General features: G+C 35.3%; 16 protein-coding genes. 2 read left to right on the top strand and 14 right to left on the bottom strand.

Annotation, left to right across the window (positions count from 1 at the left end; genetic code table 11):
- Positions 1-20: 20 nt before the first annotated feature.
- Complete coding sequence (locus tag ACYQ03_RS02850) at positions 21-1073, bottom strand: YkvI family membrane protein (protein ID WP_459907490.1); 1053 nt, start codon at positions 1071-1073, stop codon at positions 21-23.
- Positions 1074-1333: 260 nt separating this feature from the next.
- Here ACYQ03_RS02850 and yyaC point away from each other — a divergent pair, with 260 nt between their 5' ends.
- Complete coding sequence (gene yyaC / locus ACYQ03_RS02845) at positions 1334-1936, top strand: spore protease YyaC (protein ID WP_459907488.1); 603 nt, start codon at positions 1334-1336, stop codon at positions 1934-1936.
- A gap of 97 nt (positions 1937-2033) precedes the next feature.
- Here the strand turns inward: yyaC and ACYQ03_RS02840 are convergent, their stop codons facing one another.
- From ACYQ03_RS02840 to ACYQ03_RS02815, 6 genes are all read right to left on the bottom strand, one after another.
- Complete coding sequence (locus tag ACYQ03_RS02840) at positions 2034-2672, bottom strand: phosphoribosyltransferase (RefSeq protein ID WP_459907486.1); 639 nt, start codon at positions 2670-2672, stop codon at positions 2034-2036.
- Positions 2673-2710: 38 nt separating this feature from the next.
- Positions 2711-3217, bottom strand: coding sequence for a DUF4446 family protein (locus tag ACYQ03_RS02835; protein WP_459907484.1), 507 nt, complete (start codon positions 3215-3217; stop codon positions 2711-2713).
- Positions 3218-3278: 61 nt separating this feature from the next.
- Positions 3279-4136 (bottom strand): DegV family protein, encoded by an 858-nt coding sequence (locus ACYQ03_RS02830; RefSeq protein WP_459907483.1) that lies wholly within the window; start codon positions 4134-4136, stop codon positions 3279-3281.
- A gap of 90 nt (positions 4137-4226) precedes the next feature.
- A complete protein-coding gene (locus ACYQ03_RS02825) occupies positions 4227-4928 on the bottom strand; it encodes a DUF554 domain-containing protein (protein WP_459907482.1) in 702 nt (233 codons plus the stop codon).
- Between the two features lie 77 nt (positions 4929-5005).
- Entirely contained in the window at positions 5006-5902 is an 897-nt protein-coding gene (locus ACYQ03_RS02820) for a ParB/RepB/Spo0J family partition protein (RefSeq protein ID WP_459907480.1), read from the bottom strand.
- The gene (locus tag ACYQ03_RS02815; protein ID WP_459907478.1) at positions 5895-6656 is read right to left on the bottom strand and encodes a ParA family protein; all 762 of its coding nucleotides are present in this window, start codon (positions 6654-6656) and stop codon (positions 5895-5897) included. Before ACYQ03_RS02815 ends, ACYQ03_RS02820 begins: the two co-directional genes overlap by 8 nt.
- Before the next feature lie 219 nt (positions 6657-6875).
- On the opposite strand from ACYQ03_RS02815, the gene ACYQ03_RS02810 reads away from it, so the two are divergent.
- Positions 6876-7301 (top strand): GNAT family N-acetyltransferase, encoded by a 426-nt coding sequence (locus ACYQ03_RS02810; RefSeq protein ID WP_459907476.1) that lies wholly within the window; start codon positions 6876-6878, stop codon positions 7299-7301.
- Positions 7302-7398: 97 nt separating this feature from the next.
- Here the strand turns inward: ACYQ03_RS02810 and rsmG are convergent, their stop codons facing one another.
- From rsmG to rnpA, 7 genes are all read right to left on the bottom strand, one after another.
- Entirely contained in the window at positions 7399-8121 is a 723-nt protein-coding gene (rsmG, locus tag ACYQ03_RS02805; RefSeq protein WP_459907475.1) for a 16S rRNA (guanine(527)-N(7))-methyltransferase RsmG, read from the bottom strand.
- On the bottom strand, positions 8122-10014 hold the full coding sequence (gene mnmG, locus ACYQ03_RS02800; RefSeq protein ID WP_459907474.1) for a tRNA uridine-5-carboxymethylaminomethyl(34) synthesis enzyme MnmG: 1893 nt from the start codon (positions 10012-10014) through the stop codon (positions 8122-8124).
- A gap of 10 nt (positions 10015-10024) precedes the next feature.
- Positions 10025-11410 (bottom strand): tRNA uridine-5-carboxymethylaminomethyl(34) synthesis GTPase MnmE, encoded by a 1386-nt coding sequence (gene mnmE, locus ACYQ03_RS02795; RefSeq protein WP_459907472.1) that lies wholly within the window; start codon positions 11408-11410, stop codon positions 10025-10027.
- A 75-nt stretch (positions 11411-11485) separates the two neighbouring features.
- Positions 11486-12106 (bottom strand): RNA-binding cell elongation regulator Jag/EloR, encoded by a 621-nt coding sequence (gene jag / locus ACYQ03_RS02790; RefSeq protein WP_459907470.1) that lies wholly within the window; start codon positions 12104-12106, stop codon positions 11486-11488.
- Positions 12081-12770, bottom strand: coding sequence for a YidC/Oxa1 family membrane protein insertase (locus ACYQ03_RS02785; RefSeq protein ID WP_459907469.1), 690 nt, complete (start codon positions 12768-12770; stop codon positions 12081-12083). The genes jag and ACYQ03_RS02785 overlap by 26 nt, the downstream gene beginning before the upstream one ends.
- Before the next feature lie 28 nt (positions 12771-12798).
- Entirely contained in the window at positions 12799-13008 is a 210-nt protein-coding gene (yidD, locus tag ACYQ03_RS02780; RefSeq protein WP_459907467.1) for a membrane protein insertion efficiency factor YidD, read from the bottom strand.
- Positions 13008-13352, bottom strand: coding sequence for a ribonuclease P protein component (rnpA, locus tag ACYQ03_RS02775; RefSeq protein ID WP_459907466.1), 345 nt, complete (start codon positions 13350-13352; stop codon positions 13008-13010). Before rnpA ends, yidD begins: the two co-directional genes overlap by 1 nt.
- Positions 13353-13435 lie beyond the last annotated feature (83 nt).

Here is a 13435-nt window from a genome sequence, read left to right as displayed (position 1 = left end):
TAATCCTCCCTTAGTTAATTTCACTTTCTGTTCTTAATAAAAGGAACAATCAAAAGGGTTCCAAACAAAAAAAGACCAGCATAGCCAAATATAGGGTACAATAAGCGAACCAAAAATGAAAAATCAAAATATGTAAAGGGTAATACCATTAAGCAACTGGCTATACCATAAAACCTATAGCGTTTCCCTCCTTCTGGGGCAAACCTACTGGCACAACCATGGGTATTGGCAATGGCTGTGGTTAGCATTGCAACCCAAATCAGCAAAGCAAAAATTGGTCTTAATATATTACTAACACAGGAAGCCATATAAAGTACGGGCACTTCATAATTTAAAATTTTCGGATAAAAAGCTAGCCCACCCAATGTTACCATGGCCGCAGCTATTCCAAGGCCAATACCACCAATAATTCCTACCCAAATGCCCATTTTTACAGTTATGGATCTACCTGTCGTAGATAGAACAGCCATGGGAACAATCATATTATACGATACATAAAGAATGCTCGCTAATAACCAATGGCCACCAACTCCATGAGTATGAATATATGGTAATTCCGGTGGTAATCCTTTTTGAGCTAGAGCAAGACCGGCAATTAAACATACTGCTGCTAACTTTATTGGTACAAGTATAACATTAATAGACAAGAATCCATTTAAACCACGTAATATAACTAGAATAATAATAAATACTGCCAAACCTATGCCAATCCACTCAGGTAAGCTTAGATATTCCTGAACTACAGCACCAGTTCCTGATAACATGATAGCAAGTCCAGCCATTAACATAAATATACTTATTAGGTCCATTAACTTTCCTGCCCAAGGACCAAGTAGATAATCCAGTAATTCCTGATAATTTCTCGCTCTTAATTGGACACTTAATCGTAGTACCATGGCTCCTAAATATACAAAAAATACAGTGGCTACCATCACCCCAAATAGACCTTTGTATCCAAATAAAATAAAAAACTGTAATATTTCTTGACCTGAGGCAAAACCCGCCCCAATAATCGCTCCCATATAGGTAGCCACTAATCTTATCACTAAACCAAGATTAGATTGGTTTATCATGAATACCCCCCTAATATTATGAATACTATTAAGAAATACCGTAGAAATAACTAGGAGACTTCCTAAATAACTATGCCAGATATCTGGAGAGCTGAACCAAAAGATAAAAAATAAATTAGCTTATGAGTTTTGGACCCTTGTTACTGATTATTAAAACCCCATGGTCCGAGGCTAATAGCTAATTTTTTGTGCATTTGTTGAATAAATAATTGATTATGGGGAATAACTATATTAGGTTTGCTTTGAAGGGACGTGATTGTATGTCATTGAATTTAGATAACATTCATTCTCAAACAGTTATGCCTCAGAAAACTAGAATAAGTGCCGAGGATCCCCTCGCTGTTGATATTTTTAGTATGAATCTAACTAACAGACTTAGAGGCTACGGTGTAAATAATGATTACGAAGTGGTTATTGTTTGTATCGGAACTGATCGTTCTACCGGAGATTGTTTAGGTCCACTGGTTGGGACTCAAATGATCAATAGTTCAGATCATGGCTTTAAAATCTATGGGACCCTGGATGAACCCGTTCATGCCAGTAATATGGCAGATAAACTTAAACAAATTGCAAAAAACCATCCCAATGCCACCATTATTGCCGTTGATGCTTGTCTAGGTCATCTAGAAAATGTAGGGTGCGTTAATATAGGTGACGGGTCTTTATTACCCGGTGCAGGTGTTAACAAATCATTGCCTGCTGTCGGACAATTACACATTACTGGTGTAGTCAATGTAGGTGGATTTATGGAATACTTAGTCTTACAAAATACCCGTCTAAATATGGTTATGAAATTAGCAAATCTAATAAAAGATGGCCTATTAAAAACATCATATCTAATAAACGAAACCCGAACCTGTTAAAGTTCGGGTTTTGTTAGCCTTTAGCTTTTTGTTACACTTATAATAGTATATTTTAGGATATTGTTAGTGTCCCAGAATAAAAGCTATAAACTAATGGCTAATAGCTATTTCTAGTGCCTGCCAATAATGAGATTACTTCATCATCGCTGATCTGATTAAAATTCTTATAAAATTGACCTACTGCATAAAATGGTTCTTGTGAACACAGACACACTAAGTTATCTACTTCTGCGGTAAGTTTTTCTATTACGTCCGGTGCTACTACTGGTATTGCTAAAGTAATACTTTTGCACTTGGCACTTTTTATAGATTTTAAGGCGGCAATTATAGTTGAACCAGTAGCAATTCCATCATCCACAAGAATAACATCTTTACTCCTTAAGATTATTGATTTAGCCTTACCCTTATAGATTTGCATCCTTCTTTTGATTTCAGCAATAATGTTTTTAACTACAGGAGCTAAATCCTGTTCCGTTAAATTTAGATATTCTAGTAAATAGTGATTAAAAATAGTGGTTCCATCTTCAGTAACTGCTCCAATAGCAACTTCTGGATTACTAGGTGCACCTATTTTTTTAGGAATAATAATATCCATAGGTATATGTAGTCTTTGCGCAATTTGAGCCCCTACAACTACCCCACCTCTAGGAACTGCCATTACAATCTCCTTTTTGATTCCCCTATCTATTAATGCCTCTGCTAATTTTTGACCTGCATCTATCCTGTTATTAAACAAATAAAACCCTCCTTGGTTTAAGGTGGGCTATTTGAAATTTAAATATTCATGTTTTCAAGAGATCTTTGGATTGCCTTTTTTTCTTCTTCGGTCAAACTATAATCGGAACTACCTTTTAAAATTGGCTTTGCATATAGCCTTGTTTCATCCCTACCATATAATCCAGTTAATACAACACCGTCACCTCTACGGTCCAACATGGCAAGGGAAAAACTTAAATCGCTTCCCATATTGGTAAATGCATTAAATCGAATTAATCCTGGATTATGAACACACTGCAATAATTGTTCTTTTAATATTTCATGTTCCTTTAGGAGTTCCTTATTATTTTCAATAACTTGTGATACATCATCTGTGTATCTTTGTAGTATTTCTTCTAGGTCTGAACCTGATGGCCCACGGGTTAAAAGTCTGTACTTCTTTGAAACTTCATTAAACTTTCGATTTAGTCTAAGTTGAACTATTAATAATAAAATGATCAATAGAGATAAACCTATAACAATATAGGAATTATTTAGATCTATAAACTGATAGATATCATTCACTTAACTTAACCTACCTTTAAGACAATAAAATTATTAATCAAAAATTTTTAAGTAATACCTATTAGTAATGGACTTTGGAAATACAGACTCCTATTAACCCTGGGCCAGTATGGACTCCAATCACAGGACCGACTTGGCCTGTATAATACTTTGTAATTTGCTTTAAATCTTTAAATCTAAGTAATAAATCCTTTGTTTCCTCAGGAGCACCACCATGCATTACAGCGATCGTATTTCTTTTATTTTCTTTAATATCCTCATTGGCAATTTCAAATAATCTTTGTAAAGATTTTTTCCTACCTCTTATTTTATCAAAGGTATAGTATTTTCCTTCTTCATTTATTGATATTATCGGTTTTATTTGCATAATCTCACCGATAGTACCAGCTACGTAACCAATCCGTCCTCCTTTTTTCAAGTAATCGAGGGTAGCTACAACAAAAAATATTTTAGTATTGTTAATAGTGTCCTTTGCTTTATTTAAAGCCGCTTCAAAACTTAATGTTTTTTTATATGTCTTGGCTGCTTCAATAACTGGAATTCCCAACCCCAATGATAAAGCCTTAGAATCTATAACTTCAATAATTATATTTTTAAAATCCCGTGCTATAGTCCTTACTGCATTATATGTACCACTTAACCCACTGGATATATGAATAGAAATAATATGAGTAAAACCTTCAGCCTCCAATTTTTTAAATAAATTTACTATACTAGCAGGAGAAGGGAGAGAGGTAGAAGGAATTTCACCTGGCATACGATCATATATTTCTTGGGGCTCGATATTAACTCTATCGATGTATTCTTCTTGTTCAGAGTAAATTACCTTAAGCGGTAGGACGTATATATTGTATTTATCTACTGCTTCTTTATCTAAATCACAGGTACTATCGGTAACTATAGCGACCTTTTCTTCCATTTGAACCCACCCTTATTTAAACTCTATCTTATTTACTACAACAATTAGACCCTGCTAAAAAATATCTAGTTTAATTGATTCTCAAAGGTATCAGACTCCAATATTAAGTATTGGCCATATCCATGAAAATAACACAGCCATAATAATTGCAGGTATCAAATTGGCTACTTTTATTGGTTTAATGCCCATTATATTACTGGCAATTCCTACGATTAATAAACCACCTGTTGCGGTCATTTCATTTATCATAGAAGGTGTAAGCATGGCCTTTATTCCACTGGCAGCCAGTGTGATGGCCCCCTGGTAAATCAGTACCGGAATGGCTGAAAATGCCACACCAAAACCCATAGTGGTCGTAAATACTACTGCTGATGTACCATCTAATAATGATTTTGCATATAGGGTAGTAGCATTACCGGTCAATCCATCTTCCAAAGCACCCATAATACTCATCGCCCCAACACAATAAATCAAACTTGCTGTAACAAAGGCCTTAGCAATTTCCCCATCGCCGTTACCCCCACCAACCTTTGACTCTAGGAATAAACCTGCCTTATTTAGCCAACCTTCAATATTTATTAATTCTCCCAGTACACCCCCGGTTACTAGACTTAAAATGACTATTAGCTCATTTTCTGTTTTAAATGCCATCTTAAAACCAATAAGTGCAACTGCCAATCCAATCCCAGTCATTACAATATTGTTAATAGATTCATTTATGCCTTTTCTAAATAATAAACCAACAGCTGTTCCTACAATAATTGCTGCAGCATTTACAATCGTTCCAGTCATTTTAATTTCCTCCACAATCATTGTTTCACGTGAAACAATCACTAATTAATGAATGGCTTAATGTTTCACGTGAAACACTAAGCCATTAAATCCTCTTGACTAAGAAGTAATTCTAACAACCTAGTTAGATCAGCATCATCATAATAATCGATTTCTATTTTTCCTCCGCGTCGGTTCGTCTTAATTTGAACCTTTGTCCCAAGGGTATCCCTTAGTTGATCTTCCAGGTCTACAATCTGGGGGTCCTTATTTTTTTCTTTTTTAGGTTTTTCTTTTACTGCTTCTCCATGAAGAATGTTTTTAATTAATTCTTCAACTTGACGAACTGATAGTTGTTTTTTAATAATTAATTCACATAACTCAATCTGTTTAGTCTTTGATTCAATACTTAATAAAGGTCTTGCATGTCCCATGGATATTTCACCAGCACTTAATTTAACCTTTATCTCGTTTGGCAATGCTAGTAATCTTATCATATTAGTTATTTGAGGTCTACTTTTTCCTACTCTCTGGGACACTTGATCTTGTGTTAACTGGAATTCATCCATTAATCTTTTATAGGCAGTTGCTTCTTCCAAGGGATTTAAATCTTCCCTTTGTAGATTTTCAATTAGGGCAATGGCAGCGGATTGCAACTCACCATATTCACAAATTACAGCTGGTATATATTCCATGTTTAGTTGTTGACATGCCCGCCACCTTCGCTCCCCAGCTATTAACTCGTAGCCACCACCGGGCTGTACCCTGACAACTACAGGTTGTACAACTCCATACTCTTTAATAGAGTTTACTAATTCTTGTAATCGCTCTGGGTCGATACGAAGCCTTGGTTGCTTTGGATTTGGTTTAATATCAGAAACTCTAATTTCTTTAAGTGCACTATTTGAGTTTGTAATATCTTCTAATACTGGTAAAACTTGTGCAACTGGCATGAGTGCTTGTAGACCTTTTCCTAAACCTCTTTTTTTACTCAATACCCATCACTTCCTTGGCTAATTCTTGGTAGGCCTCCGAACCCTTTGATTTAGGATCATATATTACAACTGGTACACCATGACTGGGAGCTTCACTTAAACGTACATTTCTAGGAATAATATTTCTAAACACCTTAGTTCCAAATACCTTTTTCACCTCATCGACGACCTGAATTGATAAGTTTAGTCTTGCATCAAACATAGTTAACAATACTCCCTCTATCTCTAAAGAAGGGTTAAGGTGTTTTTGAACTAGTTGCACAGTATTCATTAATTGGCCGACTCCTTCTAAGGCGTAAAATTCACATTGTATAGGAATTAATAAGGAATCTGCCGCAGCTAGAGCATTTAATGTTAATAATCCTAATGAAGGTGGGCAATCGATAATAATATAATTGTACTTATTTTTTAATGGCGTCAGTGCTCTTTTCAATATTTGTTCCCTTGCCATTAGTGATACCATCTCTACCTCTGCACCGGCCAATTGAATAGTAGAGGGTAGTACGTCTAAGTATTTTATATCGCTATGAATAATAGCTTCCTTTGGTGGCATGTCGTTAATTATTACATCATAAACACAACATTCTAAACTTGTTTTATCTACACCTAACCCACTACTGGCATTTCCCTGTGGATCAATATCAACTAATAGGACAGGTTGACCCATCAGGGAGAGGCTCGCACCCACATTTACTGCTGTTGTGGTTTTTGCAACTCCTCCTTTTTGATTAGCAATAGCAATTATTTTCCCCAACTGAGCACCCCCAAAGTCTTAATCTATATCCCTATTCAACAAAGGGTTGTTTTCTTCCTTCTAAAATAATGGACATGTAAGACTCATGAACTAAATAAATGTTTCACGTGAAACATTATATATTTGAATGATACTTTCCTAATTGAAGATAATTTTATTAACAGAAACATTTTTGTTTTTTTCGCGTCTTATAATAGAAACAATGAAAAGGGGAATAAAATGTTAAGGGAATATAAAAATACAGATGACCAAGAAATAATTCAAATATGGTATGATGCATCAATTTTGGCACATGACTTTATTAGCCCAAGTTTCTGGGCTTCTGAAAGAAAGAATATAAAAGATAAATATCTACCTATGGCAGAAACTTATGTAAAATTATTGGATGGTAAAATAGTGGGTTTTATTTCCTTGATTAATAATTATATTGGGGCACTATTTGTTGCTCCAGAACACCAAGGAAAAGGTATCGGTTCAGAGCTAATAACTAAGGCAAAAACAATAAGAAATGAGCTAGAAGTGGAGGTTTATAAAGATAATTTAAAGGCACATAATTTTTATCAGAAATGTGGCTTCATTAATATTAATGAGAGAATACAGCCAGAAACAGGATGTCTGTCGATTACTATGAGTTTAAGTTCCTAACCAAGTCATGTGTTTTGAGTTTTTCTTTATGTTTTTTGGTATTATTTTTTAAGGTTTCACGTGAAACATTTAACTCCGGGGTAATCCCCGGAGTTATCTAGATAATTGGCTTTTTAGCTGGTGTTCCTGCTTTTCTTGGGTATTCAGAAGGTGTAAGTTTATCTTTTTTAATAACTATAAGAGATCTCCCGTCTTTAATAATGGGTAATTCCAATTTATGGGTATTTTCCAAGGAACCGCCTAAAATATGTATTGCCTTTTTAGCTTCGTTCAGTTCATCAACAATATCAGGGCCCTTTTGTGATATAAAATAACCACCCAGTTTTACACAGGGAAGGCAATACTCTGAAAGTACTGCCAGACGGGCCACTGCCCTGGATATAACATAATCGTATTTTTCTCGATGTTCTTTTTTCTGCCCAAAATCCTCTGCTCGATCATGTAATGCCCTTATTTCCGTAAGACCTAAATTGTTAATAACTTCATTTAAAAATGTTACTCTCTTATTTAGTGAGTCCATTAAAGTAATACTTAAATCAGGTCGAAAAATTTTTAAAGGTATACCTGGAAAACCTGCCCCAGTGCCAATATCTAGTATTTTTGCATGTGGGGTAATCTGAATAGTGTTTAAACAGGTTAGTGAATCTATAAAGTGCTTTACTGCCACTTCCCTTGGCTCGGTGATTGCAGTAAGATTTATTTTTTTATTCCAATCAATAATTAGCTCGTAATAAGTATTAAAACTATGAATTTGGTCTTCTAATAAAACTAAACCAATCTCATCAGCTGCTTTCTTTAAGGTGGCAGTTACTTCACTCATTTAATCTTCACCTCCAGTTGCTTTTCTTTTTTCTTGTTCTAACCAAACCAATAGGACAGATATATCTGCAGGACTAACCCCAGAAATACGTGAAGCTTGACCAATTGAAGTTGGCTTAAATTTTTGAAGTTTTTGTCTAGCTTCTAATGAAAGGCCTTTAATACTTTCATAATCATGGTCACTGCTTAATACTCGACTTTCTAACTTTTCAAATCTTTCTACCTGAGCCAATTGTTTTTTAATATATCCTTCATATTTAACTTCAATTTCTACCTCTTCAAGTACTTCTGTTAAGAGGTCAGGAAAATCTTTATCTAGCATAGCTAAGGAGCTATACTTGATCTCTGGTCTTCTTAATAGATTAATGGCTGGTGTATTTTGGGTAATCTCACTTGATCCTAGATCCTTTAATAGTTCATTGGTCTGATCATTAGCTGGAATAGTAATAGACTTAAGTCTTTCAATTTCACTATTAATTAATCTCCATTTATTTATATACTGTTCATAACGGGCTTCACTAACTAGACCTAGTTCGTAACCCTTCTGTGTTAGTCTTAGGTCTGCATTATCCTGTCGGAGTAATAACCGATATTCAGCCCGAGCAGTCATTAAACGGTAAGGTTCGTTGGTTCCCTTTACCACAAGATCATCAATTAATACCCCAATATAAGCTTCAGATCTAGAGAGGTCAAAGGGATCTTTCTCTTTAATTTGTAAGGCAGCATTAATACCTGCCATAATCCCCTGGGCCGCTGCCTCCTCATAACCAGAAGTACCATTAATCTGTCCTGCTGAATATAATCCCTGGATTTCCTTTGTTTCCAACGTTGTTTTAAGTTGGGTTGGAATAATATAATCATATTCAATGGCATAGCCCGGCCTCATAATTTCCAATTGTTCCATACCTGGAATTGACCTTAACATTTCAAGCTGAACATCAGGCGGTAAACTGGTCGACATACCCTGAACATACATTTCGTATGTACTAAGACCTTCTGGTTCAATAAATATTTGATGCTGGGGCTTATCAGAAAAACGTACAACTTTATCTTCTATAGATGGACAGTAACGGGGCCCAACTCCTTCAATAATACCAGCATAAAGGGGAGACCTGTGTAAATTTTTTCTAATAATCTCATGAGTTTTTTCTGTGGTATAGGTTAACCAGCAGGGAACTTGATCTCTATGTTTCACAGGTGAAATAAAAGAAAAATTGTGTAGTACCTCATCACCAGGCTGAATCGTCATCTTATTAAAATCAATGGTTCTACGATCTACTCTAGCAGGAGTTCCAGTTTTAAATCTCCCTAATTCCAAACCTAAGCTTTTTAGACTTGTGCTAAGATTAACAGAAGGAAACTGACTATTGGGACCCCCAGGAAAATGTACATCACCAATAATAATTCTTCCTTTTAAATAAGTACCCGTGGTAATTATTACTGCTCGTGCTGAAAATTCTGCACCGATGTGAGTTACCACACCTCTAATACACCCATTTTCTACTAAAATTTCTTCTACCAACAATTGCTTAACATCAAGGTTTTCTTGTGTCTCTAAGGTTTTTTTCATTAACTGTTGATATTTTATCTTATCTGCTTGGGCCCTTAAGGCATGTACAGCAGGTCCTTTTCCTGTGTTTAACATTCTCATTTGAATTGCAGCTAAATCGGTATTTAGGCCCATTTGTCCACCTAGGGCATCTATTTCCTTTACTAGATGTGACTTAGCCGGTCCTCCGACTGCTGGGTTGCAAGGCATTAATGCAATATTATCTAAATTAAGTGATAATACTAAAGTTTTGCAACCCATTCTTGCAGATGCAAGGGCTGCCTCGCATCCGGCATGGCCAGCCCCAACTATAATTACATCATAATCGCCAGCATGATAGCGCAAGATTTCCACCTCATTTGCCAATACAAAAATCCGAAAATATTCTATCTATCAAATCTTCGGTTACACTATTACCAGTTATTTCACCCAAAATCTCCCAACTAGACTTCAAATCAATAGATACCAAATCAGCCGGAATATATTCCTTTAAAGCTTTACTGGCCTCCAAAAGATGGTACTTAGCTCTTTCCAGTGCATGTTTATGTCTAGTGTTAGAAACAAAAATACTATCTACTGCAGTTATCTTTCCTTCCACCACTAGATTAAAAATAGCTTCCTCTAGATTGTCCAGGCCAATTTCTTTTTGAGCTGATATTTCTATAACTTCACTAAAATTTATAATGCTATCTAAGTCCTTAGAGTTGATTTGATTTTCTGCTATATCAATTTTATTTATTAGTATAAGAACTTTTTTATCTCTAATTAAATCTATGACCTTAATGTCTTCTTTAGATAGTCCAGTAGAAGCATCTAAAACTAATAGTACCAAATCAGCTTGGTTTAGTAGTTCTCTAGATTTTTCCACACCAATTTTTTCAACTAAATCCTGGGTTTCTCTTAAACCTGCCGTATCAATAAGCTTTAGTGGAATACCCTTGATATTAAATACTTCTTCAATTATATCTCTCGTTGTACCAGGTATATCAGTTACGATTGCCCGTTGTTCCTGAAGCAGGGCATTTAGTAGAGATGATTTACCAACATTAGGTTTTCCTACAATAACAGTTTTAAGTCCTTCTCTATAAATTCTTCCACTATTTGCATGATCCAATAGGCAATCTATTTCTCTTATAAGATCCATACATTCTAAGCTCATTTTTTCGAGATTTTCTTCTGGAATATCATCCTCAGGAAAATCAATCATTGCCTCAATCTTAGCCAGTAAACCTAAAACATTCTGTTGTAGACCATTAATCTTATTAGAAAGCTTTCCTCCCAGCTGATTTATGGCAATTTTAGCCCCTGCATCTGTCCTAGCTCTAATAATATCAATAATCGATTCAGCTTGTGCAAGATCCAGTCGACCATTGATAAATGCCCTTTTACTAAATTCACCAGGTTCTGCTAAGCGTGCTCCATATTTAAGTATTACCTCTAGTACTCTTCTTAAGGGAACCAGCCCGCCATGACAACTTATCTCAATAACATCCTCGGCAGTAAAACTTTTGGGTCCCCTCATAATAGAAAGTAAAACTTCATCGATTAATTCCCCAGTTGTTGGATCAATCACATGTCCATAGATAATCTTGTAATTATCCTTTTTGTACCAATCCTTATTTACCTTGGGTTGAAAAACTTTGTGACCTATAGATATGGCATCTGGCCCACTTATACGGATAACTCCAATACTTCCTTCTCCTAGTGCAGTAGCAATGGCGACAATGGTATCGTCTATCAATTTTTTACCTCCAAGGATTTGGTAACTTTATTTATAAAAACCCAGCAACCTAATGGTGCTGGGTTTTTAATACTATTATTTTTTAGGAGAAATAATAATTTTTCTAAAAGGCTCTTCACCCTCACTGAAGGTATAAATATCATCTCTACCTTGCAGAGCAGTATGAATAATTCTTCTCTCCTGTGAATTCATTGGTTCCAGTACCACACTTCGACCTCTTTGTTTGGCTTTATCGGCCAACCTTGTAGCAAGCTTTTGTAAAGTTTCTTCCCGACGATGGCGATAACCTTCAACATCAAGAATTACTTTACGCCGTTGTTCTTGATTTTTATTAATTGCTAAATTAATTAAGTATTGCAAGGAATCCAAGGTTTCTCCTCTGCGACCTATTAATACTCCTAAATCAGGTCCTTCTATGGCAACGTTCAACATCTGATCCTGTTCTTTTATATTTACTTCTACTGGAATTTCCATTGCATTAAAAATATTATGCAACAAACGTTCAGCACGTCTTACCGGATTATCTTTTAAGGTTAACTTTATTTTGGCTGGACGAGAACCTATTAATCCGAATAAACCCTTTGAAGGTTCTTCTAGTACCTCAATAATAACCTCGTCCCTTAAAACACCAAATTCTTGAAGACCCAATTCAACGGCTTCATCAATTGTCTTACCTACTTTTTCTACTACCTTCAACTCCGGTTACCCCCTCTTTAAGTTGCAGGGTTTGTTTATTTATAAACCACTGTTGAATTGCTCCTACAGTATTAAATACAACCCAGTAAAGTGCCAAACCTGCAGGTACTGTATATGCGATCCAACCGATAAATAATGGCATTGTATACAACATCGTTTTCTGGGTTTGATCTTGGGTATTAGTAGTTAACTTAGATTGTAGATATGTAGTAATTGCTGCTAACAATGCTAATGCAATATCTCCAGTATTACTTAAAGAACTAACCCATAAAAAATTTGCATGGTCTGGATTTTTAAATGGAAATGCATATAGAGCCCGATAAAGAGCAATTAAAATTGGCATTTGAACGAGCAATGGCAAACAGCCAGCCATTGGATTTACATTATTTTCTTTATACAGCTCCATGATTTTTTGCTGCATCTTTTGGGGATCTTTACCCTTGTATTTTTCCTGTATAGCTTTTACTTCAGGAGCAATTTTTTGCATCATCACCATAGAATGCATTTGTTTCTTGGAAAGGGGATATAAAGCTGTTTTAATTAAAATAGTTAACAAAATAATGGCTAAGCCATAACTTGGCAACCCCAATGTATTAGTAAACCCATAAAGCCAATTCATTAATGCTGTCATTCCATTTACTATGGAATCAAACCATCCAAACAAAACGTGTACCTCCTTAAAGCCTTACCAGTTATTTTACCGGGTCATATCCACCTGGATGAAAGGGGTGGCATTTTACTAATCTTTTAATTGTTAACCAAAGACCCTTAATTACACCATACTTTTCGATTGCTTGTTTTGAATATTGAGAACAAGTTGGATAAAATCGGCAAGTAGGTGGCTTTAAAGGAGAAATAAACTTTTGGTAAAATATTAGGCCCAGTATAACAACCTGCCGCATTAATCCCTCTCCTGTTTAATTAATCTACCCAAAACATGCCAAATATGTTTTTCCATCTGATGATAATCTTGATCAGAAGAGGTTTGGCGCACAATAAAAACATAATCATAATGATCCGGAAAACGATCAAAATGCAAACGGCATATTTCTTTTAATATTCGACGTATCCGATTTCGACAAACTGCTTTACCAACTTTTTTACTAATAGAAAAACCAAACCTGCGTCCATGGCCTTTATTAGGAAGTTTATACAATACCAAATAACGGTTTGCCGCCGAATTGCCAAAACGATATACATTTCGAAAATCTGAATTTTTCTTTAGAGAAACAATTTTTTCTTCCATAAGTCATCCTAATAAAGGTTTTATTAATTATCTTAACCACTTATCAAAAATCGTATACAAATTAGGAAAAGGCCACCCTAAGC

This window comes from Desulfotomaculum defluvii (assembly GCF_054657375.1).
The sequence above is the reverse complement of the archived record's forward strand: the minus strand, read 5'-3'. Positions and strand labels throughout refer to the sequence as shown.